This is a genomic window from Actinoplanes awajinensis subsp. mycoplanecinus (assembly GCF_001509495.1).
Lineage (GTDB): Bacteria > Actinomycetota > Actinomycetes > Mycobacteriales > Micromonosporaceae > Actinoplanes > Actinoplanes palleronii.
This window is the reverse complement of record NZ_LLZH01000318.1, coordinates 193,286-219,966: the sequence shown is the minus strand read 5'-3', so window position 1 is coordinate 219,966 and position 26,681 is coordinate 193,286. Positions and strand designations below refer to the sequence as shown.

The following is a 26,681-nucleotide window of genomic DNA, read 5'->3' as shown; positions in this document are numbered from 1 at the left end:
GATGCGGCATCTGGCGTACGTCGCCGTGCTCGCCGGATGCCTGGCCGGCGCCCTCTGGCTGGAGCCGATCCTGCGGGTCAACGTGCTCCGGCGGTGGCGCCGGCTGCTGCTGACCGTGCTGCCGGTGGCGGTCGTGTTCGTCCTCTGGGACCTGGCCGCGATCGCCGCCGGGCACTGGACCTTCGACCCGGCGCAGATCACCGGGATCTTCCTGGGTGGCGGCCTGCCGCTGGACGAGGTGCTGTTCTTCCTGGTCGTGCCGATTTGTGCCATTCTCGGCTTCGAGGCGGTGCGGGCGGTGCTGCGACGCCCGGCCGGCGACGAGTGAGTTACACCACGGCGGCGCTGCTCGGCGTCGTCGCCGCGGTGCTCGTCGACCTGCTGATCCTGCGGACCCGGCTGGTCACCCGCCGGGTGTTCTGGGCGACCTACCCGATCATCTTCACGTTCCAGCTGATCTCGAACGGCATCCTCACCGGCCGGAACATCGTCCGGTACGACCCGGACGCGATCATCGGCTGGCGGCTGGTCTACGCGCCGGTCGAGGACCTGCTGTTCGGGTTCGCGCTGGTGCTGCTCACGCTGTCGATCTGGGTGGCGCTGGGCCGGCGCGGCATCCAGCGCACCCCGGCGGCTGGTGAGGGCAGCCGGCTGCTGAGGAGACTCAGACGGAACGGCGGGTAGCCGCGTCGGCGAGCCGGCGCAGCGCGTCCCGCGCCTCCTCGTCGATCGGCGCCGCGGCCAGCGCGGCCAGCGACCCGGTCATCAGCTCGCCGATCCGCGCCTCGGTCGCCGCCAGGGCCCCGCTGTCCCGGATCAGCACGCGCAGCCGCTCCACCCCGGCGTCGTCCAGCGCCGGATCGCCGAGCGCCGCGTCCAGCTCGGCCCGCCCGGCCTCGCCGAGCGCGCCGAACGCGGCGGCCACCAGGTACGTCCGCTTGCCCTCCCGCAGGTCGTCCCCGGCCGGCTTGCCGGTCTGCGCCGGGTCGCCGAACACCCCGAGCACGTCGTCGCGCAGCTGGAACGCCTCGCCCAGCGGCAGCCCGAACCCGGTGTACGCGTCCGACACCTCCGGACCGGCCCCGGCCAGCGCCGCGCCGAGCAGCAGCGGCCGCTCGACGGTGTACTTCGCCGACTTGTACCGGGCGACCTTGCCGGCCCGCTCCAGTGAGGTGTCCCCGGTCGCCTGGGTGAGCACGTCCAGGTACTGACCGACGGTGACCTCGGTGCGCATGTCGTCGAAGACCGGCCGGGCCCGCGCCAGATCGGCCCACGGCATGCCGGAGCGGTGCAGCAGCTCGTCCGACCAGACCAGCGCCAGGTCGCCGAGCAGCACCGCGGCGCAGTCGCCGAACCCGGCCGCGCTGCCCCGCCAGCCCGCGCCGGCGTGCAGCTTCTCGAACCGGCGGTGCACCGACGGCTCCCCGCGCCGGGTGTCCGACCGGTCCATCAGGTCGTCGTGGATCAGCGCGCTGGCCTGCACCAGCTCCAGCGCCGCGACCGCCGCGACGACCTCCTCCGAGTCGGTGCCGCCGGCACCGCGGAAACCCCAGTACGCGAACGCCGGCCGCAGCCGCTTCCCGCCGCCCAGCACGAACTCGGACACTGTGCCGGACACGTCGGCCAGCGCCGGATCGATCGCCAGCAGCCGGTCGCGCTGCCCGGCCAGGAACACGGTCAGCGCCTTGTCGACACGCGGCCGCAGCCCGGCCAGTTCGAGCGGGGAGTTCGTCACACCCGCGACGCTACTTGTTCGAGAAGGTCGGCCCGCAGACCGGCCCGGTAGAGTTCCGGTGTGTCTCTCGGACTTCCCTCCAAGCTGCCCGGCACCCCGGCGATCGGCGAGCTGATCCGCGGCGCGGCGCCGACGTTCTCGTTCGAGTTCTTCCCACCCAAGACCCCGGACGGCGAGCGGCTGCTCTGGCAGGCGATCCGTGAGCTGGAGTCGTTGCGGCCGAGCTTCGTGTCGATCACCTACGGCGCGGGCGGCACCACCCGGGAGACCACCGTCGCGGTCACCGAGCGGGTGGCCACCGAGACCACCCTGCTGGCGATGGCCCACCTCACCGCGGTCGACCACTCGGTCGCCGAGCTGCGCAACGTGATCGGGCGGCTGGCCGGGGCCGGCATCCGCAACGTGCTGGCGCTGCGCGGCGACCCGCCGGGCGACCCGATGGGCGAGTGGGTGCGGCACCCCGAGGGCGTGCGCTACGCCGAGGACCTGGTCCGGCTGATCCGCGAGTCGGGGGACTTCAGCGTCGGGGTGGCGGCGTTCCCGTACAAACATCCCCGCTCGGCCGACGTCGAGAGCGACACGCTCAACCTGATCCGCAAGTGCCGGGCCGGTGCCGACTACGCGATCACCCAGATGTTCTTCGACGCCGAGGACTACCTGCGGCTGCGCGACCGGGTGGCGGCGGCCGGCTGCGACACCCCGATCGTGGCCGGGGTGATGCCGGTGACCCGGATGGCCACCATCGCGCGGTCCAGTCAGCTCTCCGGTGCGCCGTTCCCGCCGGAGCTGCTGCGCCGTTTCGACCGGGTCGCCGGCGACGAGTCCGCGGTGCGGGAGCTGGGCGTCGAGGTCTGCTCGGAGATGTGCGCGCGGCTGCTCGACGAGGGGGTGCCGGGCATTCACTTCATCACCATGAACCGCTCGACCGCGACCCGTGAGGTCTGGCAGCGGCTGGCCCCGTCGGACGTCGCCGCAGCCGCGTGACCTGGGACGACTACGCCGAGGCCTGGTCCGGGCTGCACGGCGGGTTCGACCCTCGGCGGGCGTCGCCGGTGGTGCGGGGGTGGGTGCTCACCGCGTACACCGTCGGGGTGTGGCTCGGCCGCCGCCGGGTGTCGCCGATGACGGTGACCACTATCGGTCTGCTGGTCTGTGTCGCGGTGCCGTTCGCGGCCCGCGGCAGCCTGCTCCTCGCCGCGTTCCTGATCCTGGTGGCGGCGGCCGCCGACGGCCTCGACGGCGCGGTCGCGGTGATCACCGATCGCGTGACAAAAATCGGATTTGTGTACGACTCGGTCGCCGACCGGATCGGCGAGCTGGCCTGGCTCGCCGCGTTCTGGGTCGCCGGCGCCCCGGGCTGGCTGGTGACCGCGGCCGGCGCGGCCAGCTGGCTGCACGAGTACGTGCGGGCCCGCGCCTCGGCCGCCGGGATGTCGGAGATCGGCGTGGTGACCGTCGGGGAGCGGCCGACCCGTGCCCTGATCGCCGGCCTCGGACTGGTTCTGATCACCGTGATCGACCGGCCGTGGCTGCCCGTCGCGCTCTGGCTCGCGCTGCAATTCGCCGGTCTGGCGCAATTGTCGGTGGCGGTCCGCCGCGCCCTGCGCTGACCGTTTATTCGGTTGTCGGGCGTCGATGCCGCGCCTATTTTCTTTCTCAGCAGGAACGCCATCTGACCTGCTGATTCGGGATGAAAATAGAGTTGACGGAGGTGAAACCCCAATGAGCGCGGTTCTGGTTCTGAACGCCGACTGCGGGCCGCTGCACCGGGTCAGCCTCCGGCACGCGATCCGGATGCTGTTCCGTCAGGTGGCGGTCGTGCACGAGGCGCAGCCGGACGCGACCATCGGTGTCTTCCCGGTGCCCACCGTGGTCCGGCTGGTCAGTTACGTGGTGACCCGCTGGCGGTTCGGCCGTGGCCCGGGCTGGTCCCGCACCGGCGTGCTGGCGCGCGACAAGCGGACCTGCGCCTACTGCGGGGCCCCGGCCACCACCATCGACCACGTTTTCCCCCGCTCGCGCGGTGGCGGCAACGAATGGCTCAACACCGTCGCGGCTTGCGGCCGATGCAACAACCGCAAGGGCGACCGTACGCCCGCGGAAGCCCGCATGCCGCTGCGCGTGACGCCGTACGCGCCGGCCTGGGTGTCTTTCGCCTGATACCGGGGGCCGGCGGGTTAACACGGGGATTCGCCGGTCGCCCCTCGGCTATCTCCGGATCGTCCGCTACTGGACGATCCGGAGATAGCCTTGTTCCATGTCCGCTCCGGAACGCACCCAGCTCGACGTCAGCCGCCTGCTCAACGAGGCCGGTCACGCGCTGACCAACCGGCTCGCCGCCGCGCTCGCCGAGGTCGACCTGACACCCCGGACGCAGTGCGTGCTGATCCACGCGCTGGAGGAGGACCGCACCCAGATCCAGCTCGCCGCGCTCGCCGGCCTGGACAAGACCACCATGGTCGGGACCGTCGACGAGCTGGAGAAACGCGGCCTGGCCGAGCGCCGGGCGTCGGCCACCGACCGGCGTGCCCGGATCATCGCGGTCACCGAGAAGGGCCGGCTGGCCGCCGAAGAGGGCCAGCGGATCGTGGACCGGGTGCACGGGGACGCGCTGGCGGCCTTCCCGGCGGAGTCACGCGCGGTCTTCCTCGATCTGCTCGGCGCGCTGGCGCTTTCTCGCGACGAGGTCGCCGGTCCGCATGCGGTCCGCCGGCCGCGTGGTGCTTGATAGGTCCCTTCAAGATAGTCCGCTTCCGGATTATCTGCTACGGTCGGATCATGAGTCCTTCCCGTGGCGCAACGCTGGCCGTGCTCTGCACCGTCGCGCTGATGATCGTTCTGGACAGCACCATCGTCGCCGTGGCCATCCCCGCCATTCAGCGGGATCTCGGCTTCACCCCGGCCGGCGTCGCCTGGGTGGTCAACGGCTACCTGGTCGCCTTCGCCGGCCTGCTGCTGCTCGCCGGCCGGCTCGGTGATCTCCTCGGCGCCCGCCGGGTCTTCCTGACCGGCCTGACCGTCTTCACCGCGGCCAGCCTGCTCTGCGGCGTCGCCCCGAACGCCGGCCTGCTGGTCGCCGGCCGCTTCGTGCAGGGTGCCGGCGGGGCGCTGGCCTCCGCCGTCATCCTCGGCATGATCGTCCGGCTCTTCCCGGAACCCGGCCCGCAGGCCCGTGCCATGGGCATCTTCAGCTTCACCCAGGCCGGCGGCGCGGCGATCGGCTTCGTGGCCGGCGGCGTGCTCACCGATCTGGCCGGCTGGCCCGCGATCTTCCTGATCAACGTCCCGTTCGGGGTGGCCGCCTGGTTCTTCGGCCGCCGGTTCATTCTTGACGGTGACCGCTTCGCCGGTCGGGTCGACGTCCTCGGTGCGCTGCTGATCACCGCGGGTCTGTCGCTCGGCGTTTATGCCATCGTCGCGGTCGGCGAGCCGACCTCGCCGGCTCCTGCTTGGTCCCTGGCCGCGGGCGCGTTCCTGCTCGTCGTCCTTTTTCTGGTACGACAGGGAAAGGCGCCCGAACCGCTCATCCCGCTCCGCCTGCTCCGCCGCCCGTGGCTGCTGGCCGCGAGCGCCACCATGGTGCTGATCATGGCGGCCGGGATGGGCTTCCAGTTCGTGAACACGCTCTTCCTGCAGCGGGTGATGGGCTTCGACACGCTGCGGACCGGTCTGGGCTTCCTGCCCACCCCGATCGTCATCGGCCTGGTGTCCCTCGTCGTGGCGGCCCGGCTGACCGCTCGCTTCGGCCCGCGCCGGGTGCTGCTGACCGGCCTGCTGCTGCTCGCGGCCGGGCTGGCGCTGCTCTCCCGGATTCCGGCGGCTCCGTCATATGTGGTCGACCTGCTGCCCGCTCTGATCATCATGGGCCTGGGCGTCGGCATCACCGTCCCGGCGATCATGATGCTGGCCATGGCCGGCGCGTCCTCCGAGGACACCGGCCTGGTGTCCGGCCTGAACAACACCGCACAGCAGGCCGGCGCGGCGCTGGGCCTGGCGGTCCTGGCCGCGGTCGCCGCCAGCCGCACATCCTCCCGTCTGGCCGCCGGTGTGGCGGAGCCGCTGGCGCTGCGGGACGGGTACAGCTCGGCTTTCCTGGTGGGCGCCGCTTTCGTGGCGGCCGCCGCCCTGATCACCGCCACCGCCCTCCGCCAGCCGCCGCCCACCCCGCCCGTTCCTGGCGCCGCTGCCCCTGCCGCTGCCTCCTCTGCTGTGGTCCGGGCTGTTACTGATTCGGCGGCCTCTGCTCCAGCCGTCTCTGCTCCGGTCCGGGCCGTTCCTGGTGCCGCCGCGTCTGCTTCGGTTGCCTCCGGCTCTGTCGGTTCTGGTTCGGCCCCGAGCGCCTCCAGGCCGCCCGCGGCTGCTGAGCCGGGCAAGTGAGCGTGTGAAGTTGGGGCGCGGTCCGCACCCGCATCTCCCGAGCGCTCCGTCGCAGCGCGGCCCGAGATCGGTGGGGCGGTGGGGGCACACGCACCGCGCCAGCAGGGCGGCAGAGGCACTCGCTGGGCGTTCATGGGGCGGTGGGGTCCCGCACTTCGCACTCGCGGGGCGGTAGGAGTCCGCGAGGGGCCGGGGCGCGGGGCGGCAACTGCCCGCGATCGGGTGATGCGTGCGATTCCCGCCCAGGCAAGGGCGGTGGCAGGCCGCGATCCGACAGTGCGTGCGCGCCCCGCCCCCTGTGGGCTGTGCGCGCACGCAATCGGTCATCGCGGACCCGCACCGCCCTCCAACGGCCGGGGCGGGTAGGCCGAAGGCTGCCGACATAACGCCTTCGCCCGCCGCCACGCGGGCCGCTGTTCCGTGCGGTCACGCTGTCCCGTGCGGGCCGCTGTCCCGTGCGGGCCGCTGTCCCGTGCGGGCGTGGTCGGTCGCTCGCGGCCGTTGCGGCTCGTTGTTGTTCGCTGACCTCCGCGGGCGCTATGACTGCGAACCCGCAGCGCCTTCAGTGATGTCAACAGAACATTGACATTTGATAGCCTGGCCTGGTGTCCACTCACCATGGCTTCGCTTCGTCGGAACCTGCCGCTCAAGGTGCCGAGCCCGTGACCGCGCAGTCCGATGACAAGTCATCCGGTGCCGCGGCGGAGGCGTTCAAGCGGCATGGCGGAGGGTCTGGCCTTACGGAGCTCCGTGAGATCCAGGCGCGGCGGGCACAGCTCGACGCCGACGAGCTGGCGCTGATCGACCGAGCCAGGCGCTCCGGAGCCACCTGGCCGGCGATCGCCGCGGCGTTGGGTCTGTCCAGCCGTCAGGCGGCGGAGCAACGTAGGCACCGCCTGGCGCAGGCAGCCGAGCGTGACTCCCGGCCGCAGCGGGCCGAGCTCGATCAGGGCTACGGCGAGACCCTGGCCGCCCTGCGCAAATCCGCCGTCGACCTGTACCTGCGCATCGGCGCCGACCGCCGCTGGGATGCCCGCTTCCCCCGCGCCGCCCTGGTCCGCGAAACCTTGTCAGCCGCTCCGGACGCCCCACCCGGCGCTCTCTACGACCTGGTCGCCGAAGCCCTCGCCGACCTGTCCACCCACTCCCTCCCTCACCCGCCCACGATGCCCACCGGCTCGGCCGAGCTGCCCGCGGACCTGGCCGCCGGCTCGACTGCGTCGCCTGCGGGCTCGGCCGCGCGGCCCGCGGGGGCGGGTGGGACGCGCGGTGGGCGAGCTCAGGGGCTTCCGGTGTCGCTGCGGGCCGCGGTGGGCCGGCTGCGTGCCAGGTTTGAGGAGGCAAGGCCGGGTTGACAGTAGGGCGCTCAACTCCGCAGGATGTGAGTCCACCTGACTCAATTCTGGAGTGGACGCATGCGCCGGAACGCCGTGTTGTTCGTCTTGATCTCCCTCTGTTCCGGTTTTGGCAGCACCGCGATGAGTCTCGCGGCGGGGCTGTGGATCCTCGACCTCACCGGTTCGGCGAGCCTGGCCGCGCTGGCGGGCCTCGGGACCTACGCACCGGCGCTGGCCGCGCCCTGGCTCGGTGCCCTGGTCGACAGGTTCCCGCGCCGGCCCCTGGTGATCACGGTCGACCTGGTGATCAGCGCCGCGATCCTGGCCCTGCTCGCGGCACCCGACGCGAGCTGGATCTACCTGGTGTTGCTGGTCCGTGGATTCAGCTACGTCCTGCTCGACGCGGGCGAGACCGCTCTGCTCCCGGCCGCTCTGCCGCCGCGCCTGCTCGGGGACGTCAACGGCTGGCGTTCCAGCGCCCAGGAAGGCATGAAACTTCTGGCCCCACTGGCCGGCGCGGCCCTCTACGCCTGGCAGGGCCCCCATGCGGTGGTCCTTGTCTGCGCCGCCCTCCCGCTTCTCACCGCCTTCCTGTACGCCCTGGTCCACCTCCACCCACCCACCCCGGCACACCTTCCAAGTCCTCTCCACCCACCCAACCCGGCACACCTTCCAAGCCCCGCCGTCGGCGCGGATGCTGTCGGGCCGCGACGGGAACTGTCTGACCCGGCATCCCCGGCCGATGACGCGTATGCCGAAGCCATGGAGCAGGGGACTCCTCATGCGCCGTCCGCAGGGCGGATACCCGCCTCAGCCCGTGACGGCGCCGCGCGACTCGCCTCCGATGACCGCGGCGGCTCCGAGCCGGTCGACGGTAGTGACGGCGCAGCCCGGCAGTCGTCTGCCACGCCCGCCGACCCCGATGCCGAACGGCCGGTGACTCTGGGCTGGACCAGCGTTCGTGCCGGGTTGACGGTTCTGTGGCGGGAGCCGTTGCGGACGCCAGTCCTGGTCGCCGCCGTGGCGATCGCGGTCTCCGGCATGACCAACGCCGCGGTGCTGCTCCACCTCGTCGAAGGCCTGCACCATCCCGCCACCCACCTGGGCATTCTCTCCAGCGCGCAGGGCGCCGGGTCGATCGTCGGCGGACTGCTGGTGGGCCGGCTGCTCGCCCGTCTCGCGGCGGCCCGGGTCGCCGCGCTCGGTGCGGCGCTGTTCGCCGTCGCCTGTGTCGCCTGGTCGCTGCCGTGGTGGCCCGCGATGATCGTCGGTAGCGTCCTGGCCGGCCTGGGTCTGCCCTGGACCCTGATCGCCGGAATCACCGTGATCCAGACCAGCACTCCCGATCACCTCCTCGGCCGGGTGGCCGCCACCGGCAACATGGTCATGTTCGGCCCGATCACCCTGGCCATCCCGCTCGGCGCCGCCCTGGCCCAGCTGGGCGCCCGCCCGCCGCTGCTCCTCGGCGCCACCCTGGCCCTGACCGCCGCCGCAGCCTCCACCCACCGCCGCACCGCCCCGGCCCGTTGAAGCCACCTGCTCTCAATCAGGCCGAGGTCGTGCCTGCGGCCCGGGGTCGTGCCTGCGGCCCGGGGTCGTGCCTGCGGCCCGGGGTCGTGCCTGCGGCCCGAAGCCAGCCAGTGGGTGAAGCCAAGCCGGAGATCCGCAAGCCTCACGGCGTTCCAGGGCAGGTGCTACTGGTCTATCCGAGGCGGACGGTCGGCCGCCTCGGGTGGCGTCGCTGAAGTGGGCGGGTTGACCGAGGGTGGGGCGGGACCGATGCGGAGGGTGTCATTCGAGGTGGATGGCAGGAGCGGCGGCGAAGCGCGGCGGTCGATGCCGTCGTTGGTGGCGCCGACGGCGGCTGTGGTCGAGGCGGAGATTCTGGGGGACTCGACCGGGCATGCGCCGGGCCTGGGGCTGGCGGGGCTTACTGGGCGATCTGTTTGAGGTAGTTGATGACGTCCTGGGGGTTGTGGGTGGCGCAGCCTACGTAGTTGTCGGGGCGGATCAGGAACAACGTGGGGGTCTGGGTGTCGTAGGCGTGCCAGGCCTGCTTCTCCGCCGCGGGGAGGTGGTGGACCGGGAGTGACTCTGGCAGGTGGGGCAGGGTGTCCGGCCAGCCGAAGGCCAGGAGGGTGGGGTGGGCGCCGCGCATCAGGTCGAAGAGCCGGTGGCCGGTGGTGAGGGGAGCGTCCGGGGCGCGGTCGCCGGCCTGGACCCGGCCGGGGGTGGGGCGGTGCTCGGCGGTCAGTGGGCCGCCGCGGTAGTTGAGGGTGAGCTGGCGTAGGGCGGGGTCGTCGCGGCGCATCGCGTCGGGGTCGGCGGCGACGTGGCGGCGGTGCAGGGTGGTGCTGATGCCGAGCACGTCGGCGGCGACCGGGAGGCGCTCGGCCTCGTAGGTGTCCAGGATCGTGGTGTTGCCGGTGGCGATCTTCCAGCCGAGGTTGTAGCCGTCCTGGATGCCGGTGTTGAGGCCCTGTCCGCCGGCCGGGGAGTGCACGTGGGCGGCGTCGCCGGCGAGGAAGACGTTGCCGACACGGAACCGGTCAGCCATCCGGATGTTGGCCCGGAACTGCGACGTCCAGCCGACCTCGGTGATCGTGATGGCGGGGTCGGTCGCGGCGACCAGCTCCGCGACGGGGGTGTCGGTGGGCGGCGCGGTCAGCTGCCACCAGTCGCCGCCGGGCAGCGGGCACAGGCCCAGCCGGAACCCGGGGTCGCCGGGCCAGACGTGCCAATGCGCACGATCCAGGCCGGACAGTTTCACGTCGGCGATCAGCATCCGCTCGTCCTCGTGGGTGGAGCCGAGGAACTCCACGCCGAGCGCCTGCCGGACCGTGCTGCGGCCGCCGTCGGCGCCGACCAGGTAACGCGCGGTGACCACCTCGCCGGTGTCCAGGGTGACCCGGACTCCGTCGGCGTCCTGCTCCAGCGACGTGACGCCGACACCGAACTCGATCGGCACCCCCTCGGCGAGCAGCTCGGACGTGCGCCACTGCGGGACCATCAGCAGATTGGGATAGGGCACCTCGGGGGTGGGCTCGTGCAGCTCGTCCATCCGCCACTCGACGGTCGCGCCGTCGGGCCGGTGGACCAGCAACGCGGGGTAGTCACTGCCGGACTCCTGGAACCGGTCGATCAGGCCGAGGTCGTCGAGCACCTCGAGGGTGCGCGGCTGCAGACCCTTGCCGCGGGAACCGTCGAACGGGCGGGCGGATCTTTCCACGATGCGGAACGGCACGCCATGCCGTTGCAGCTGGCGGGCGACGGCGAGCCCGGTCGGGCCGGCGCCGGCGATCACAGTGAATCCGGCGAGCAGAGTGAATCTTGATTCAGTGAACATGGATTCACCGTAGAGCGCTGATAGTCTCCGGTCAAGAGGAATGGCGGTGACAGGACGTTGGTGACCGGGTTGGGCAGGCCGCAGGACGAGGCGGCGCAGGGTCAGGCTGAGGGGCGAGATACCTGGCACGGCACTCGGCCGGGCGCTCAGGCCGGGCTCCGCAAGCAGCAGGCTGCGCAGACCGAGGCGGAGCTCAAGGCCGCCGCGATCCGGGTCTTCGAGCGCTCCGGCTACCTGACCGCCAAGATCACGGACATCACCGCGGAGGCGGGGCGGGCCACCGGCTCGTTCTACAAGCATTTCGCCAGCAAGGAGGCGCTGCTCGAGGCGCTGCTGGCGGACCTGCTGGCCGAGGGTGACGCGAGCGCCGAGATGGCCGGCCACGGCACGGATTTCCGCGATCGCGCGGCGGTGCGCTGGCACGTCGCGGCGTTCTGGGGCTTCTACCGCCGGCATCGCGCGATCATGGTGGCGCTGGAGCAGGCGGCGCTCGTCGACGAGACGTTCGCCCAGCGCAGCCGCGACATGCTCGCACCCGACCTGGGTCATATCGCGGATCATCTGGCGGCGCTCGACCTGCCCGGCGACCGGCTCGTCTCCGCGTCGCTGTTCACCGTGACGATCAGCGGGTTCGCCGCCACCTGGCTCTCCGGGGCCAACCGCCCCGATCTGGGCCGCGAGCTGAGCGACGACGAGGCGATCGAGACGCTGACGACGTTCCTGCACGCCGGGCTGGGCGGCGCGAGCTAGGCGCTCACTCCCGGTGACTGCCGCGGCGCAGGGCACGCTCATTTTTCCTTCGGTACGTCGTACCGAAGGAAAAATCGGCGGTCAATGACCGCGCAGACCTCCGAAGATCACGCCCAGCGTGCGTTCCTGGAGCCCAGCGTCCCAGTCGCCGTGCAGCGCGCCCTGGCACACGCTGATCAGCAGGGCCATCACCTCGGGCAGGCGTACCGCGGTCGCCACCGTCCCGGCCTCCTGGGCCTGCCGCAGCAGCTCGCCCACCGCCTGCTCGAGGTGACCCACCGTGTCCGGCAGCCGGATCTCCACCCCGGCCCGGGCCAGCAGGTCCACCACGGAGCGTTTGCCGGCCGCCTGTGCCACCAGCCGGCTGAAGAACGTGAACAGCCCGTCGCCGCCGCCGAGCTCGCCGGCCTCCGCGACCAGCCGGGCCAGCAGCCGCTTCATGATCGCCGCGAGCAGGTCGTTCTTGGTGGGGAAGTGGCGGAACACCGTCCCGATGGCCACCCCGGCGCGCCGCGCCACCTCCTCGGTCGACGCACCCGCGCCGAACTCGGCGAACACCGCCTCGGCCGCGTCCAGGATGCGCGCACGGTTCCGCTGGGCGTCGGCGCGCAGCGGCGGACCGTCGTCGTCGGAGGGGGAGAGGGGTGACAAGCTGAGTCTCCACTCACTATTCTCAGGGGCGCTAAGTCGAGTACTCACTCACCTTAACGGAGGTGCCGAGTGACACCGCAGCAGATCTTCGCCCGGATGCAGGAGCGGTGGCTGGCCGGGGAGCCGACCTACGACGGGGACATGCTCGCTGAGGGCGTGGTGGTGGAGACGCCGTTCGCCGCGCCCGGCCGGGCGACCCGGACTGAGGGGCGGGAGCGCGTTCTGGAGCAGACCCGGGTGGGGCGGGCGGGTTTTCCGGTTCGCTTCGATGACTGCCGCAACGTGGTCGTCCACGAGACCGCCGACCCTGACGTGATCATCGTGGAGTACGAGCTGGCCGGCACCCATCTGGGCACCGGGGTGCGGGCTTCGGCGCCGTTCATCGGGGTGCTGCGGACGCGGGACGGGCTGCTCGTGGGCTGGCGGGAGTATCAGCACACGATGGCGATCGCGGCGGCGCTGACGTCGGGCTGAGCCCGGGGTCGTCACAACAAACCCGCTACAAACCCGCAGCAAACCGCCGCAGGACCAGGACCGGGTGCCCGGCACGCCGTTGTGCCGGACACCTGGAGTACCTCGGTGAGCCTCTCAGCTCTTCGCGATCGCCTTGCGGTAATCGCTGTTCAGTCGCCCGATCAGGCTCAGCGGGATGCCCTTCGGGCAGACCTCGGTGCACTCGCCCATGTTGGTGCAGCCGCCGAAACCGGCGTCGTCCTGCGCCTGCAGCATGTCGATCACCCGGCTGTCGCGCTCCGGCTGGCCCTGCGGCATCAGCCCGAGGTGGGTGATCTTCGCGGCGGTGAACAGCATCGACGAGCCGTTCGGGCAGGCCGCCACGCAGGCGCCGCAGCCGATGCAGGTGGCCGCCTCGAACGCGGCGTCCGCGTCCTTCTTCGGCACCGGCGCGGCGTGGGCGTCCGGCGCGGTGCCGGTCGAGGCGCTGATGTAACCGCCGGCCTGGATGATCAGGTCGAACGCGGTGCGGTCGACCACCAGGTCCTTGATCACCGGGAAGGCGGCGGCGCGCCACGGCTCGACGTCGATCACGTCGCCGTCCTTGAAGTGCCGCATGTGCAGCTGGCACGTGGTGGTGGCCTTCTCCGGGCCGTGCGCCACCCCGTTGATGACCATGCTGCACGCGCCGCAGATGCCTTCGCGGCAGTCGTGGTCGAACGCGATCGGGTCGTCACCGCCGAGAATCAGCGTCTCGTTGAGCACGTCGATCATTTCGAGGAACGACGCGTCCGGGGAGATGTCCTTGACGTCGTAGGTGACCATCCGGCCCTTGTCCGAGGGGCCGGACTGACGCCACACCCTGACCTTGATGTTCATTACTTGTAGCTCCGCGTGCTCGGGTGGACGTACTCGAATTCGAGCTCTTCCTTGTGCAGGGTCGGCTTGCCGTCGGCGCCGAAGTACTCCCACGCCGCGGCGTAGCCGAACTCGTCGTCGTGGCGCAGCGCCTCGCCGTCCGGGGTCTGGCTCTCGGCCCGGAAGTGACCGCCGCAGGACTCCCGCCGGTGCAGCGCGTCGATGCACATCAGCTCACCGAGCTCGATGAAGTCGGCCACCCGGCCGGCCTTCTCCAGGTTCTGGTTGAGCTCCTCGCCCTTGCCCGGCACCTTGACCCGGGTCCAGAACTCCTCCTTGAGCGCCCGGATCAGGCCGATCGCCTTGGTCAGGCCCTCCTCGGTGCGCTCCATGCCGCAGTACTCCCACATGATGTGGCCGAGTTCGCGGTGGAAGGAGTCCACGGTCCGGTCGCCGTCGATCGAGAGGAACTTCTCGATCTGGTCCTCGACCTGCCTGCGGGCCTCGACGACCTCGGCGCTGGCCGCGGTCACCTTCGGGAAGGGGCCGGACGCGAGGTAGTTGTTGATCGTGTTCGGCAGCACGAAGTAGCCGTCCGCCAGGCCCTGCATCAGCGCGGACGCGCCGAGCCGGTTGGCGCCGTGGTCGGAGAAGTTCGCCTCGCCGACCACGAACAGGCCGGGGATGGTGGACTGCAGGTCGTAGTCGACCCAGAGGCCACCCATCGTGTAGTGCACGGCCGGGTAGATCCGCATCGGCGTCTCGTACGGGTCGTCGCCGGTGATCCGCTGGTACATCTCGAACAGGTTGCCGTACTTGGCCTCGACCGCCTTCTGGCCGAGGCGCTTGATGGCGTCCGCGAAGTCCAGGTAGACGCCGAGACCGCCGGGGCCGACGCCACGGCCCTCGTCGCAGACGTTCTTGGCGGCGCGGGACGCGATGTCCCGGGGCACCAGGTTGCCGAACGCCGGGTAGATGCGCTCCAGGTAGTAGTCGCGTTCGTCCTCGGGGATGTCCGCGGCCTTGCGGGTGTCCTTCTGCGCCTTGGGCACCCACACCCGGCCGTCGTTGCGCAGCGACTCGGACATCAGGGTCAGCTTCGACTGGTGCGAGCCGGACTCCGGGATGCAGGTCGGGTGGATCTGCGTATAGCAGGGGTTCGCGAACAGCGCGCCCTTGCGATGCGCCCGCCACGACGCCGTGACGTTGCAGCCCTTGGCGTTGGTGGACAGGAAGAACACGTTGCCGTACCCGCCGGAGGCGAGCACCACGGCGTCCGCGAACTCGGTGGTGATCTCGCCGGTGATCATGTCCCGGACGACGATGCCGCGGGCCTTGCCGTCCACGATGATCAGCTCGAGCATCTCGTGCCGGGTGTTCATCTCGACGTTGCCGAGGCCGATCTGCCGCTCGAGCGCCTGGTACGCGCCGAGCAGCAGCTGCTGACCGGTCTGGCCCCGGGCGTAGAACGTCCGGGACACCTGGGTGCCGCCGAACGAGCGGTTGTCCAGCAGGCCGCCGTACTCGCGGGCGAACGGGACACCCTGCGCCACGGCCTGGTCGATGATGTTCACCGACTCCTGGGCGAGCCGGTACACGTTGGACTCGCGGGCACGGAAGTCGCCGCCCTTGACCGTGTCGTAGAACAGCCGGTAGACGGAGTCACCGTCGTTGCGGTAGTTCTTCGCGGCGTTGATGCCACCCTGCGCGGCGATCGAGTGCGCGCGCCGGGGGCTGTCCTGGTAGCAGTACGACTTGACGTGGTAACCCTGCTCGGCCAGCGTCGCGGCCGCGGAGCCACCGGCCAGGCCGGTGCCCACCACGATCACGGTCAGCTTGCGGCGGTTCGCCGGGTTGACCAGCTTGGCGGCGAACTTGCGCCGTTCCCAGCGGGTCTCGATCGGTCCGTCCGGGGCGGCCTTGTCGACGACCGGTTCGCCCTCGGTCCAGAAGTCCGTGTTCGTCATGTTCAGTCCACCAATCCGACCAGCACCGCGAACGGCACCGAGAGGTACCCGACGACCAGCACCAGGGACAGCGCCAGCGCGATGGCCTTGGCCCGCCGCTGCCCCTTCATGGTCTGCTGGCCCAGCGTCCGGGCCGCGCTGAAGATGCCGTGCCACAGGTGGAACCCGACCGAGATGATCGCCAGCGCGTAGAAGAGCGTCACGTACCAGCGCTCGGGCGCGAAGTCGGCGACCACGTTGGCGTACGGGTGCTCGTGGTCCCCGACCGGGTTCAGGTTGCCCGTGGTCAGGTCGAGGATGTGGAACACGATGAACAGCAGGACGATCACGCCGCCCCAGCGCATGGTCCGGGCGGCGTAACTGCCCTGGACCTTGGGCCGGTGCGCGTACTTGACCGGGCGGGCCTTCTTGGCCCGGATGGTCAGCACGGCCGCCGTGTAGATGTGCGCGAGCACGGCGAGCGTCAGGACGGCCCGCTGGATCCACAGGTACCACATGTTCGGCAGCAGGGGCGTGCCGAGCGCCCGCAGCCAGTGCGCGTAGTGGTCGAAGTCGACGGCGCCCAAGAAGATCTTGAGGTTGCCGATCATATGGACGTAAAGGAAGAGGACCAGCAGGATGCCACTGACCGCCATGGTGATCTTGAGGATCACCGACGAGGGCCGGACCACCTGACGAGCGGGGGGCGTTGCCGGCGCCCCCGCCGCGTGCTTGGTCTGGGGAATTGGAGTGTCTACCGCCACAACCTGGACGGTAGAAAGTCCTGAACGATTCGTCTAATGCATGATCGGGCAGGTCCCCATAGCTATAAGCTATTACGGTGCAGCTGCAACAACTCCGATACTTCCTGGCAGTAGTCGAGACCAGGCATTTCACCCAAGCTGCGGACATTGTGGGTGTCTCGCAGCCCACGTTGAGTAAGCAGATTCACACCCTGGAGACCTCGTTGGGCGCCCCGCTGTTCGAGCGGATGCGTGGCGCGGTCGGTCTCACCGTGGCCGGTGAGACCCTCCTGCCGATGGCACGGCGGATCGTGGCCGACGCGGACGCGGCGATCGAGGCCGTGCAGGACATCGTCGGCCTGCGCCGGGGCGAGATCCGGCTGGGCGCTACCCCGAGCCTGTGTTCCTCCCTGGTGCCGGCCGTGCTGCGGACGTTCCGCGCCGACCACCCCGGGGTGACCCTGCACATCAGCGAGGGCAGTTCGCAGGACCTCACCTCCGGCCTGCTCGCGCACGCCCTCGACCTTGCCCTGATCATCCAGCCCGAGCAGGGTGTCGACCCGGCGCTGGAGGCCACCGAGCTGGTCCGGGAGAGCCTGGTGGTGGCGTCGGTCGCGGACGGCCCGCCGCCCACCGTGGCCCGGCAGCTGGAGCTGGCCGAGCTGCGGCACACCCCGATGGTGATGTTCCGGGAGGGCTACGACATCCGCGAGGTCACCCTGCACGCCTGCGAGCGGGCCGGGTTCACGCCGAAGTTCGCCGTCGAGGGCGGTGAGATGGACGCGGTGCTGGCCTTCGTCGAGGCCGGCCTCGGTGTCGCGCTGGTGCCCAGCATGGTGCTGGCCAACCGGCCGCTGCTGCGGGCGACCCCGCTGGCGCCACCCGGCATGCGCCGGACGATCGCGCTCGCCCAGCGTCGCGGGGTGGTGCTGCCGCACGCCGCCGCCGCGCTGCGCGAGGTGGTTCTCGAGCACATCACCTCCGGCCGGCTGCCGTTCGGGGTGCGCGCTCTCTGATCGACTGTCCACATCGGGTAGTCAAGTGTCTACACTCCGTTTACAGTCCTGGGTGTGTGGCATGGCGAGTTTCGTGACCCGCGGCTGGTCGATGTCTACGACGCCGAGTGTCCCTGGGGCTGGGACGACGATTTCTTCATGGCCGTGCTCGCCGAGCGCTCGGCGCACCGGGTGATCGACCTGGGCTGTGGCACCGGCCGGCTCGCGATCGCGATGGCCGAGGCCGGGCACGAGGTCACCGCGATCGACCCGGCGCCGGCCGCGCTGGCGGCGGCCCGGCGCAAGCCCGGCAGCGAGCGCGTCCAGTGGGTGCACGGCTCGGTCGAGCAGCTGCCGGTGCGGTCGTACGACGCGGCGTTCATGACCAGTCACGTCGCGCAGTCGTTCGTGGACGACGAGGAGTGGGACGCGGTGCTGCGCGGGTTGCGCCGGGCGCTGATCCCGGAGGGCCGCCTGGTCTTCGACAGCCGGGACCCGGCCGACGAGCCGTGGGAGCTGTGGAACCCGGAGGACTCGTGGCGCACCGTGGTGCTCGACGACGGCGCCGCGGTCGAGGCGTGGAGTGAGGCCGAGGAGACCGGACCGAACACCGTGCACGTCACCCAGCGCTACCGGTTCGACGATGGGCGGGACCTGGCGAACTCGGCCACGCTGCGTTTCCGCACCGAGCCGGAGCTGCGGGATTCGTTGCGGGAGGCGGGTTTCCGGGTGGATCGGATCTACGGAGGCTGGGGGCGTGAACCGGTCGGACTCAGCGGGGACGGCGAGTTCATCGTGATCGCGGTGGCGACCCCGCGATTGATGTCCTGACGGTCACGGATGTGCCTAGATGTTGTCGGGAACCTTAGGAGCCATTGCGAGACATAAATCCCGGACTACCATCCGCTCCATCGGTGGTGACCGTTACGCGAGGTAAGGTGCATGTCCGACAACGAGTGGTCCGACCCACGCCTGCCCGACCGGATGGAGTGGAGCCAGCCGCATCACGAACCGCCGCCCAGCCGGGGCCGTGCCCTGCTGGCGGCCGCGGTCGTCGTGCTGGTTCTGCTGGCCGCCGGCGGGCTCGCCTGGCGTCTGATGAGCAACCGGGGCACCCCGGTGGCCGAACCCAGTGCGGCCCCGGTGCCCTCACCGCAGCAGACCGCGCCGCCCTGTCCCGACCCGAAACTGCGGGTCGCCGCCGCGCCGGAGATCGCCCCGGTGATCGAGCAGGCGGCCGCGACGCTCAGCAAGGCGGGGCAGCGCTGCTCGGAGGTTCAGGTGCAGGCCGTCGAGCCGGGTCTGGTGCTGGCCGCCAAGCCGCAGCCGGACGTCTGGGTGCCGTCCAGCAGCGGCTGGCTGGCGATCGCGAAGGCGCAGGGCCGCACCTGGGCCACCAGCGGCACGCCGCTCGCCTGGTCACCGTTGGTGATCGCCGGGCCGGAGGCGATCAGCACGCTGTTCGCCCCGGAGGGCAAGACGTCCTGGAGCGGGCTGATGCAGGCCGCGGTCCAGGAGCGACTGCCGGCCGTGCGGATGTCCGATCCGACGGTCACCACGACCGGCCTGCTCGGCGTGTACGCGCTGAACCAGGCGACCGCCAAGGTCACCCCGGATGCCGGCATCGCCAAGCTGCAGGCGCTCACTCTGCGCAGCCGGTTGGAGAACGCGGCCGTCGACCAGGCCGAGATCTTCCGGCAGATGGCGGCCGAGTCCGACTCGAACACCGCGAGCTACGACGTGGGTGTCTTCCCGACCACCGAGCAGCAGCTCACCACGTACCAGAAGACCGAACACCGGGTCCGGATGTCCGGCTCGGCGCCCGCTGACGTCCAGGTGGATGCGGACTATCCGTACGCCTCGCGCAAGGGCGCACCGGCTGACCTGGTCAAGCGCCTGCGCGCGGCGATCACCACGGAGTCGGTCACCGGCGCCGGGTTCCGCGTCGCGGCCACCAAGGGCGCGTTGCGACCGCCGGCCGACGTGCGGCTGCTGCTCGGCCCGGCCAAGCAGTGGTCCGACTACAAGGCGGTGGCGTTCCAGGTGCTGCTGCTGATCGACGCGTCCGGCTCGATGAACGAGAAGATCACCGACCGGGCCGGGCGGACCGCCACCAAGGCGTCGCTGCTGCGCGAGTCCGGTGCGGCGGCGGCACAGCTGTTCGGCGCGGAGACCAGCATCGGGATGTGGTATTTCGGCACGTCCCGGGCGAGCGAACCGGCGCACACCGAGGAGGTGTCGTTCGGGCGGATCACCGACGCGACCGACGGCAAGTCCCGGCGTCTCCAGCTGGCCGCGAAGATCGGCTCGTACCGGCCGGTGGCGACGGCCGGTACCCCGCTCTACCAGACCGTGCTGGACGGGGTCGACGAGATGCGCGGCCGGGTCAAGCCGAACACCGCCACCGTGGTGGTGGTGCTCACCGACGGCGCGGACGGCGGGACGCGGTTCACGATGACCAACGCGGACTTCCTGAAGAAGCTGACCGCCGGCGTGGACCCGGCGCGGCCGGTCCCGGTGATCGCGGTCGGCTACGGACCGGACGCGAACATGCCCGCGCTGCAGGGGATGGCCAAGGCGACCGGCGGCCGCACGATAGCCGCCACGAACCCGGCCGACCTCGCGTCCGGAATAGCCCAGGCGTTCCTGGCCGCGCATGCCACCTCGTAACGGCTAGGCGGTGCCGATCTGGTCGGCGACGATCCGGGCGGAGAGGGTGACCATCGGTAGCCCGCCGCCCGGGTGCGCCGACCCGCCGACCAGGAACAACCCGGGGATCGATCGCGCCGCCCGGCGCCCCGGTCGCCTCGGCCAGGTCGGCGGGGGTCCGGGTCTCCGCGAACACCAGGCGATCCCGCACGTCCAGGCCGCGCGCCGCCAGCACGTCGAGGATCCGATCCCGGTACGCGGTGGCCAGCCCCGGCCGCCGCCAGTCCACAGCGGACCAGTCGGTGCCGTGCCGTGCCGCGTTGACCAGCACGAACCACGCCTCGTGCCCGGCTGGCCGGACGGCGGGGTCCGGTGCCCGGGTGACGAAGACCGCCGGGTCGCCGGCCGGTCGCGCCCGCCGGCCCGGCCCGCCGAACACCGCGTCGAACTCGGCGTCGTAGTGCCGCGGGAAGAACACGGTGTGATGGGCCAGCTCCGGGGTCTCCCCGCGGACGCCGAGCAGCAGCACGAACCCGGCCAGGCTGCGGTCGGCCAGCCCGGCGAGGGGCTTCGGCGCGGGTAGCAGGTCCCGGTAGAGCGTCACCGCGTCCACGTCGGACACCACGACATCCGCCGGGACGTGCCGGCCGTCGGCCAGGCGGACGCCGTGCACCCGCCGGTCCGCGTCGATGGCGGCGACCGGGGCGCCCAGCTCTATTCGTACATTTAAATCGGTGCACCGAGCGCGCAGCGCCTCGGCGAGAGTGACCAGACCACCCGGCAGGTACCAGCCGCCGAAAGCCAGCTCGGCGTAGGGGATCGCGGCGAGCGCCGCAGGCGCGCGGCGCGGATCGGCACCGGCATACGTCGCGTAGCGGTCCAGCAGCATCCGCAGCCGCGGATCCCGCAGGTAACGGCGGCCCAGCGAGCGCAGCGACCGGCCCGGCGCGATCGCGGCCAGGTCACCGACCCGCCAGGAGAGCCGGGCCAGCGTCGCCGCGGTGACCGGGCGCTGCAGCACGGAGTCCCAGGAGGCGTGCCAGATCCGTTCGGCCCGCCGCCAGAGCCGGGCCCAGTCGTGTGCCGCGTCCGGGCCGAGCGCCGCGGTGATCCGAGCGCCGCGGTGATCCGATCGAGGAACGTCGCGTGGTCGGACGAGGAGTCCAGGACCGTGCCGTCCGGGAAGACGTGCCGGACCACCGGATCGAGCGGTTCCGGACGCAGGCCCAGGCCGAGCGGGGTGAAGACGTCCGGGAGGGTGAGCAGGCTCGGACCGGTGTCGAAGCGGAAACCGTCGCGTTCGTAGCCGGCCAGTTTGCCGCCGGCCTGCCCGGACTGCTCGAAGACGGTGACCCGGTGCCCGGCCTCGGCCAGCTGGATCGCCGCGGCCAATCCACCGACGCCGGCACCGACCACCACGATGTCACTCATCCCCAGGATGATCCGCGATGACCGGCCGTCGTGGTGCACCGGGCCGGTGCGGATCAGGGGAGGGCGCGCCCGCGCCAGGTGAGGCGGCGCAGGCGGCGCATCCGGAACGACCGGGCGATCAGGTGTCCGAACAGCACGACCGACACCGGGTGGGCCAGGGCGTCCGGGAGCACCCGGCCGCCGGTGGCGCGGGCGCTGATCGCGCGGCCGGTGACGCCCAGCAGGTAGGCGGCCACGGCGATCGGCGCGAACGCCGGCACAGCGGCCGCGGTCAGGAGCGGGACGACGTACAGAAGAAGAAGCAGGACCACGACGGCGGCCGCGCCGGGAGCGGACCCGAAGGACGCCCACATCGATTTGGCGTAGCCGTCGGCGAGCTCGGCCCAGGAGTCGTACATCCGGCAGGTGGCCAGGCGCGATCCGTCGGCGAGCGCGATCCGCCCGCCGGAGCGTTTCACCGCGCGGGCCAGCGCGATGTCCTCGAGGATCTCGTCGCGGACCGCGGCGTGCCCGCCGGCCTTGCGGTAGCCGGCCCGGTCCAGGACCAGCCACTGACCGCCGGCCGCCGCCAGCGACGGCCGCGCGGAGCGTTCCATGCCACGCAGCGGCAGGAAGGTGAGCCAGGACCACTGCAGCAGAGGTTGCACCAGCCGTCCGGCGCCGACGATTTTCGGGTACGGACTGAGCAGCACCACCCCGCCCCGCCGTAGCAACCGCACCGCCCCGGCCACCGCGTCCGGCTCCAGCACCACGTCGGCGTCCACGAAGACCAGCACGTCGGCGTCCCCGGCCCACCCGGCCAGCTGATGGCAGGCGTGCGGCTTGCCCAGCCACCCGGCCGGCGGCGCCACCCCGGCGTGCAACCGGACCCGGTCACCGGCCACCGCCCGCACCACCTCGGCGGTGCCGTCGGTCGAGCCGTCGTCGAGCACGTGCACGGTCAGTCCCGGCACCCCACGCTGATCCAGCAGCGACCGCAGGCACGGCGTGACCCGCTCCGCCTCGTTACGGAGCGGAAGGAGCACCGCGACGCGCTCGTCAACCGTCGCGTCCCGGTCCGGCCGGCGCAGCAGCAGCGCGTTCACCGCGGTGTGTGCGGTGAGCAGCAGCACCGGCAGCAGCGTGAGCCAGGCCAGGGTCATCGGGCGGCGCGCAGGCGGGGGAGCAGAGGCAGCACCGCGGCGCCCATCAGCACGGCACCCCAGGCCGCCGAGGCCGGCAGGCCGAGGAAGACGGCATGGGCGAGCACCGAGGACGCGTAGGTCCACAGCCAGAGCGCCAGCGCGGGCGAGTCGGCCGGCATCGGCATTGCCACCGACCGGGCGGTGGCGGCGGCGAGCGCGGTCATCAGCAGCACCGCGAAACCGGCCCAGCCCAGGTAGTTCCCGATCGGGATGCCGGGCACGCCGGGCAGCGCCGGAATCGGGTCCAGCCACCGCCAGTAGTCCTCGGCGACCATCTGCGGATCCAGGAACAGGTCCCAGGCGGCCAGCCCGGCCGCGGCGACCAGGATCCGCGGCACCCGGCGCCGGGCGACGCGCAGCGCGGCGAGCCAGGCCGGCCAGGCCATCCAGGTCCAGGCCAGCGGGATGATCAGCGGTACGTCGAGCAGACGCGGGCCGAGCCGCCCGGAGTATTCGTAGGTGCCGAACGGGAAGCCGGTGGCCACCCCGATGGCCTCGACCGCGAAACCACCCAGCGTCGCGGTCAGCACCAGCGCGCCGGCCGCCCGCATCCCCCGGGTGAGCAGGGCGTGCGTCACCGAGAAGGCCACACCGAGCAGCACGGTGAGCACGGTCAGCCGGGCACGGGTGTCACCGCCGGTGAGCGGATAGCAGATCTGGGCCAGGACCAGCGTGCCGAGCAGGACCCAGGGCAGCGAACGGCGCACGGATCAGGCGCCGGCCGCGCCGGAGGCGTCCTCGAGGGGCCGTTCGACGAGCGGCAACTCCCGCCCGAGCACGGCGAACGCGCGCTCGTCACCCGGGAAGTAGAAATCGCGCAGCACGTCGTCGAAACCGTAGCGGCGGTACAGCCGCCAGGCCCGGGACGCCTGCTCGTCGGCCTCCGGAGTGGAGAGCAGCACGGTCTTGCCCTTGGCCATGGCGAGCAGGGCGCGCAGCTGCCGGGCGCCGACACCGTGGCCCTGAGCGGCCGGGCGGACGTGCAGCTCGACCACCTCGAAGCAGTCGGTCAGCCACTGCCGGCGGGAGTCCTCGCCCAGGGCGTACCGGACCTGGTCGTGCCACCACTGGCCGGCGGCGGAGGTGTAGCCGTAGCCGAAACCGGCCACCCGGCCCTCGGTGGTCAGGGTGGCCACCGCCCGGAAGCCTGGCCGGCGCACGTGCGAGCCGATGTAACCCCGGCGGGTCTGCAGCAGCTCCGGGCGGTAGCCCATCGCCTCGCCGTAGACCGTGACCACGTCGTCGAGCCGCCGCAGGAGGTCGTCCGGCTGCCACGCTACGAGCCTCATCGCTTGCACCCTCATCTCCCGGCGGACCAGCCCAGCACGGTCCGGTCGCCGCTGATGTCGTGCACCGCGAACCGGGCGAACAGCTCCTCGGCGTACCAGCGATCGGCCGGGGTGCGGGCGATCGCCGCGCGGTGCTCCGGCTGACGGTACGCGAACGCGGTGAGGTCCGTCGCGTCGCGCCATACGGTGACCGTGCCCTGCCAGCCGATCGGTGCCTCACCGACCCCGAACCGGGCGAGCAGCCCGGGCGCGGCGGCGATCTCCCGCGCCACACCCGGTACCGCCCGCCAGAACCGCAGCGCCCGGGCCGGTCGCAGCCGGGCCCGGGTCAGCGCCAGCACCATGCCCTCGGACTTGCGGCCGGTCGGCGTGAACGGGCTCCGCCCCGACCAGGTACCCCGGCTGATCAGCGGTTCCAGCTCGATCCGGGCCTGGCTCGTGGCGATCTTCTCCCAGGTCGGGAACCGGACCGGCGCGTCGCTCACGGTGATCGCGGCCCACCGGGTCAGGTCCGAGTCGCCGGGCCCGAACGTCTCACCGGTGCCGGTGCCGAGGAACTTGCCGAACCGCAGCCCGGCCAGGTGCTTCCGGGCGAAGGCCATCCGCACCATGGCCGAGCCGATCGCGTGCCGGGGCACCCGCCAGACGTGCAGCGTGACGTTCGCTTGGCTCACTTGGCTCGCTTGGCTCACTTGTCGAGACCGGTCGCGGCCGTACTGGCCTCCCACAGGTCGGCGGCCAGTTTCGGGTCGCGGGCGTGCGCGGCCGGGCGGGCCACCTCGCGGCCCACGTAGTAGGCGCCGTTCGACAGCTCCACGGCCGGTGCGGTGCACAGCCAGGTCAGCAGCGCGCCGGCCGCCTCCGGGGTGACCAGGCCGGGGGCGTGCTTGTAGAAGAACCGGGTGAGGCGCCCGGCCCCGAAGTTGGTGCGGACCACACCCGGGTGGAACGACAGGCTGAGCACTTCCGGCCAGCGGCGGGCCGCCTCGGCCGCGAAGAGGATGTTCGCCGACTTGCTGGCGCCGTAGGCCCGCCACGAGTTGTAGCCGCGCGGGTCGTCGGTGAAGTCGGTGCCGGGCTGGCCCCGCATGTGCGCGCGGGAGGCGGTGTTCACCACCCGGCCGCCGGTCAGCCGGTCCCGCAGCAGGTGGGTGAGCAGGAACGGGGCCAGGTGGTTGCCCTGCATGGTGGACTCGTAGCCGTCGGCGGTCGCCCGGTATCCGCCGATGATCCCGCCGGCGTTGTTGGCCAGCACGTCGATCTTCGGGTAGTCGGCGAGCAGCCGGTCGGCCAGCTCCCGCACGTCCTCGAGCCGATCAAAATCGGCCTGGAAATGGCGTGGTTCGCGTCCGCCGCCGGCCTCCCGGACCTTCTGCACGGCCGCCGCCAGGCGCCCCGGGTCCCGCCCGACCAGCACCACCTCATTGCCCAGGGCGGTCAGCTGCTGGGCCGTGGCCAGCCCGACACCGGAGCTCGCCCCGGTGATCACGATCGTCTGCGTCATGCCGCCTCTTTACCCAAGGTCCGCTGTTCCTGCCCAAACCCATAGGGTACGAATACTCCAGCGCCCGTCCGCAGGCTACGAGCCGAGTCCCGCCCGTGAGGCCGCCGCGGGGCCGCGGCCCGCCCCGGACCGCAGCGCGCCTCCCGATCCGCGGGGGCTCCGCGACACCGTAGCCGCCCCGGACCGCAGCGCGCCTCCCGGTCGTCGGCTGGCTTCCAGGGGTGTCTCCGCGCGGTCAAGACACCTCTGAGCGCCAGCCGGCTGCCTCGGGGGCCGGCTCCCGCAGGAACGGCGCCAGCGCCAGGGTGACCACCACCGACGCCGCGGCCAGCACGGTGATCGTGGTGGCCGGCGAGAGCAGCTCGGCCAGCGCGCCGGCCACCGCCGCGCACACCGCCTGCATGGTGAGCATGCCGGCCGAGTGCAGGCCGAGCGCCTGCCCGCGGTTCTCTGCCGGGGCCATCGCGACCAGCCGTTCCTGCAGCAGCAGCGTGGAGCAGTACCCGACGGCCGCCACCACGGCGAGCGCCACCGCGGTGCGCAGCGACGGGTGCAGAGCGAACGGCAGGAACGGCACGGCCAGCAGCAGCCGCAGCCACGGCGCCAGCCGGTGCCGCCAGAGCGGCGGCAGGAACCGGCCGGCCAGCACGTCCCCGGCGAGCATGCCGACCGCGGAACCGGCCAGCAGCAGCCCGGCCCCGGACGGTGCGAACGGCACGAACAGCGCCTCGCACCCGACGATCAGACCGTTGGGCAGCCAGAGCGCGACGTAGACCGGCCGTACCCCGGGAATCGCCCACAACCGCGCGTTGACCCGCCACGTCGCCGCGACCGAGGCCCGGCCCGCGGAGCGGGCGGCGCGCCGGGCCAGACCCACCCGGACCACCAGCGCCGCGACCAGATGCAGCCCGGCACCGGTCAGCAGCGTCCCGGCCGGCGACAGCACGGTCACCAGCAGGCCACCGGTCGCGAACCCGACGATCTGCATGACCCCGTTCGCGATGTTCAGCGTCGAACGCCCGAGCAGATACGCGTCCGGGACCACGTCGGTGAGCAGCCCGGCACGCACCCCGCCGCTCACCGAGGCGGCCAGGCCGATCGCCAGCAGCACCGCGAACATCCCGGCCAGCGGCAGTCCGGGCAGCGCCAGCAGGGCGGTCAGGGCCGCGGTGAGCAGCGCCAGCGCGGTGATCGCGGCGCGCGGCGGCCACCGGTCGGCCGCGGACATCAACAGCGTCGCACCGGCCAGCTGCGCCAGTGACGGACCGAACATGCTCACCGCCGCCAGAAAAGACGATCCGGTACGGGCGTAGACGCCGGTGGCCAGCGCCAGGCCGATCACGGTGACCGCGGCGCACTGCAGGCAGGTGGCGAGGAACAGCGCGGTGAACTCCGGGGCACGGAAGAGCTGGCGATAGGTCCGCATGGCCCGC

General features: G+C 71.9%; 26 protein-coding genes and 1 pseudogene. 14 read left to right on the top strand and 13 right to left on the bottom strand.

The genetic code is table 11. The features are described from left to right. Position 1 precedes the first annotated feature (1 nt). Both ADL15_RS42475 and ADL15_RS42470 read left to right on the top strand, forming a co-directional pair. Positions 2-328 (top strand): lycopene cyclase domain-containing protein, encoded by a 327-nt coding sequence (locus ADL15_RS42475; RefSeq protein ID WP_067704576.1) that lies wholly within the window; start codon positions 2-4, stop codon positions 326-328. Then, positions 325-684: a lycopene cyclase domain-containing protein gene (locus ADL15_RS42470; RefSeq protein ID WP_067704573.1), complete on the top strand. Its 360-nt coding sequence runs from the start codon at positions 325-327 to the stop codon at positions 682-684. The genes ADL15_RS42475 and ADL15_RS42470 overlap by 4 nt, the downstream gene beginning before the upstream one ends. Here the strand turns inward: ADL15_RS42470 and ADL15_RS42465 are convergent. Beyond that, complete coding sequence (locus tag ADL15_RS42465; protein WP_067704569.1) at positions 665-1,735, bottom strand: polyprenyl synthetase family protein; 1,071 nt, start codon at positions 1,733-1,735, stop codon at positions 665-667. The two genes, ADL15_RS42470 and ADL15_RS42465, sit on opposite strands and share 20 nt — an antisense overlap. 60 nt (positions 1,736-1,795) lie before the next feature. Here ADL15_RS42465 and metF point away from each other — a divergent pair, with 60 nt between their 5' ends. The 7 genes from metF to ADL15_RS56100 all read left to right on the top strand — a co-directional run bounded on the left by metF (position 1,796) and on the right by ADL15_RS56100 (position 8,979). Then, entirely contained in the window at positions 1,796-2,719 is a 924-nt protein-coding gene (gene metF / locus ADL15_RS42460; RefSeq protein WP_067704565.1) for a methylenetetrahydrofolate reductase [NAD(P)H], read from the top strand. Beyond that, positions 2,716-3,345, top strand: coding sequence for a CDP-alcohol phosphatidyltransferase family protein (locus ADL15_RS42455; protein WP_083972442.1), 630 nt, complete (start codon positions 2,716-2,718; stop codon positions 3,343-3,345). The genes metF and ADL15_RS42455 overlap by 4 nt, the downstream gene beginning before the upstream one ends. A 112-nt stretch (positions 3,346-3,457) precedes the next feature. Further along, positions 3,458-3,895 carry an HNH endonuclease gene (locus ADL15_RS42450; RefSeq protein WP_067704559.1) on the top strand — a complete coding sequence of 146 codons (438 nt, stop codon included), beginning with the start codon at positions 3,458-3,460 and terminating at the stop codon, positions 3,893-3,895. 97 nt (positions 3,896-3,992) lie between these two features. Further along, a complete protein-coding gene (locus tag ADL15_RS42445) occupies positions 3,993-4,463 on the top strand; it encodes a MarR family winged helix-turn-helix transcriptional regulator (protein ID WP_067704556.1) in 471 nt (156 codons plus the stop codon). Positions 4,464-4,513: 50 nt separating this feature from the next. Then, entirely contained in the window at positions 4,514-6,112 is a 1,599-nt protein-coding gene (locus ADL15_RS42440; protein ID WP_083972441.1) for an MFS transporter, read from the top strand. Between the two features lie 662 nt (positions 6,113-6,774). Further along, positions 6,775-7,467 (top strand): hypothetical protein, encoded by a 693-nt coding sequence (locus tag ADL15_RS54725; RefSeq protein ID WP_198171258.1) that lies wholly within the window; start codon positions 6,775-6,777, stop codon positions 7,465-7,467. Positions 7,468-7,590: 123 nt separating this feature from the next. Continuing rightward, a complete protein-coding gene (locus ADL15_RS56100) occupies positions 7,591-8,979 on the top strand; it encodes an MFS transporter (RefSeq protein WP_232344894.1) in 1,389 nt (462 codons plus the stop codon). Positions 8,980-9,379: 400 nt separating this feature from the next. Here ADL15_RS56100 and ADL15_RS42420 read toward each other — a convergent pair whose 3' ends face one another. Then, positions 9,380-10,795 (bottom strand): FAD-dependent monooxygenase, encoded by a 1,416-nt coding sequence (locus ADL15_RS42420; RefSeq protein WP_067704546.1) that lies wholly within the window; start codon positions 10,793-10,795, stop codon positions 9,380-9,382. Positions 10,796-10,864: 69 nt separating this feature from the next. On the opposite strand from ADL15_RS42420, the gene ADL15_RS42415 reads away from it, so the two are divergent. Beyond that, positions 10,865-11,545, top strand: a complete 681-nt coding sequence (locus tag ADL15_RS42415; protein ID WP_083972457.1) for a TetR/AcrR family transcriptional regulator — start codon at positions 10,865-10,867, stop codon at positions 11,543-11,545. 81 nt (positions 11,546-11,626) lie between these two features. On the opposite strand, the gene ADL15_RS42410 is transcribed toward ADL15_RS42415, so the two are convergent. Next, positions 11,627-12,196, bottom strand: a complete 570-nt coding sequence (locus tag ADL15_RS42410) for a TetR/AcrR family transcriptional regulator (RefSeq protein WP_067704544.1) — start codon at positions 12,194-12,196, stop codon at positions 11,627-11,629. A 69-nt stretch (positions 12,197-12,265) separates the two neighbouring features. Between ADL15_RS42410 and ADL15_RS42405 the strand changes: the two genes are divergently transcribed. Beyond that, the gene (locus ADL15_RS42405) at positions 12,266-12,670 is read left to right on the top strand and encodes a nuclear transport factor 2 family protein (RefSeq protein WP_067704541.1); all 405 of its coding nucleotides are present in this window, start codon (positions 12,266-12,268) and stop codon (positions 12,668-12,670) included. A gap of 114 nt (positions 12,671-12,784) precedes the next feature. Here the strand turns inward: ADL15_RS42405 and ADL15_RS42400 are convergent, their stop codons facing one another. Genes ADL15_RS42400 through ADL15_RS42390 form a run of 3 tightly spaced genes read right to left on the bottom strand, consistent with a single transcriptional unit; the run spans position 12,785 to position 16,145 of the window. Further along, entirely contained in the window at positions 12,785-13,528 is a 744-nt protein-coding gene (locus ADL15_RS42400) for a succinate dehydrogenase/fumarate reductase iron-sulfur subunit (RefSeq protein ID WP_067704538.1), read from the bottom strand. Then, positions 13,528-15,474, bottom strand: coding sequence for a fumarate reductase/succinate dehydrogenase flavoprotein subunit (locus tag ADL15_RS42395; RefSeq protein WP_067704536.1), 1,947 nt, complete (start codon positions 15,472-15,474; stop codon positions 13,528-13,530). Before ADL15_RS42395 ends, ADL15_RS42400 begins: the two co-directional genes overlap by 1 nt. Positions 15,475-15,476: 2 nt before the next feature. Continuing rightward, on the bottom strand, positions 15,477-16,145 hold the full coding sequence (locus tag ADL15_RS42390) for a succinate dehydrogenase cytochrome b subunit (protein WP_269748434.1): 669 nt from the start codon (positions 16,143-16,145) through the stop codon (positions 15,477-15,479). Between the two features lie 143 nt (positions 16,146-16,288). Between ADL15_RS42390 and ADL15_RS42385 the strand changes: the two genes are divergently transcribed. The 3 genes from ADL15_RS42385 to ADL15_RS42375 all read left to right on the top strand — a co-directional run bounded on the left by ADL15_RS42385 (position 16,289) and on the right by ADL15_RS42375 (position 19,861). Continuing rightward, positions 16,289-17,212 carry a LysR family transcriptional regulator gene (locus tag ADL15_RS42385; protein WP_083972439.1) on the top strand — a complete coding sequence of 308 codons (924 nt, stop codon included), beginning with the start codon at positions 16,289-16,291 and terminating at the stop codon, positions 17,210-17,212. Positions 17,213-17,266: 54 nt separating this feature from the next. Continuing rightward, a complete protein-coding gene (locus ADL15_RS42380; protein WP_067704531.1) occupies positions 17,267-18,022 on the top strand; it encodes a class I SAM-dependent methyltransferase in 756 nt (251 codons plus the stop codon). A 111-nt stretch (positions 18,023-18,133) separates the two neighbouring features. Further along, the gene (locus ADL15_RS42375; RefSeq protein WP_067704528.1) at positions 18,134-19,861 is read left to right on the top strand and encodes a substrate-binding and VWA domain-containing protein; all 1,728 of its coding nucleotides are present in this window, start codon (positions 18,134-18,136) and stop codon (positions 19,859-19,861) included. A 3-nt stretch (positions 19,862-19,864) separates the two neighbouring features. Here ADL15_RS42375 and ADL15_RS42370 read toward each other — a convergent pair. From ADL15_RS42370 to ADL15_RS42340, 7 genes and pseudogenes are all read right to left on the bottom strand, one after another. Then, a pseudogene (locus ADL15_RS42370) lies at positions 19,865-21,271 on the bottom strand (phytoene desaturase family protein). 53 nt (positions 21,272-21,324) lie between these two features. Continuing rightward, positions 21,325-22,413 (bottom strand): glycosyltransferase, encoded by a 1,089-nt coding sequence (locus ADL15_RS42365; protein WP_067704526.1) that lies wholly within the window; start codon positions 22,411-22,413, stop codon positions 21,325-21,327. Further along, positions 22,410-23,162, bottom strand: a complete 753-nt coding sequence (locus ADL15_RS42360; RefSeq protein WP_067704523.1) for a carotenoid biosynthesis protein — start codon at positions 23,160-23,162, stop codon at positions 22,410-22,412. Before ADL15_RS42360 ends, ADL15_RS42365 begins: the two co-directional genes overlap by 4 nt. A 3-nt stretch (positions 23,163-23,165) precedes the next feature. Further along, positions 23,166-23,744, bottom strand: a complete 579-nt coding sequence (locus ADL15_RS42355) for a GNAT family N-acetyltransferase (RefSeq protein ID WP_067704520.1) — start codon at positions 23,742-23,744, stop codon at positions 23,166-23,168. Positions 23,745-23,755: 11 nt separating this feature from the next. Then, positions 23,756-24,355: a monooxygenase gene (locus ADL15_RS42350; RefSeq protein ID WP_232344905.1), complete on the bottom strand. Its 600-nt coding sequence runs from the start codon at positions 24,353-24,355 to the stop codon at positions 23,756-23,758. A gap of 77 nt (positions 24,356-24,432) precedes the next feature. Continuing rightward, complete coding sequence (locus ADL15_RS42345) at positions 24,433-25,248, bottom strand: SDR family NAD(P)-dependent oxidoreductase (protein WP_083972437.1); 816 nt, start codon at positions 25,246-25,248, stop codon at positions 24,433-24,435. Between the two features lie 235 nt (positions 25,249-25,483). After that, complete coding sequence (locus tag ADL15_RS42340) at positions 25,484-26,674, bottom strand: MFS transporter (RefSeq protein ID WP_067704513.1); 1,191 nt, start codon at positions 26,672-26,674, stop codon at positions 25,484-25,486. Between the last annotated feature and the right edge of the window lie 7 nt (positions 26,675-26,681).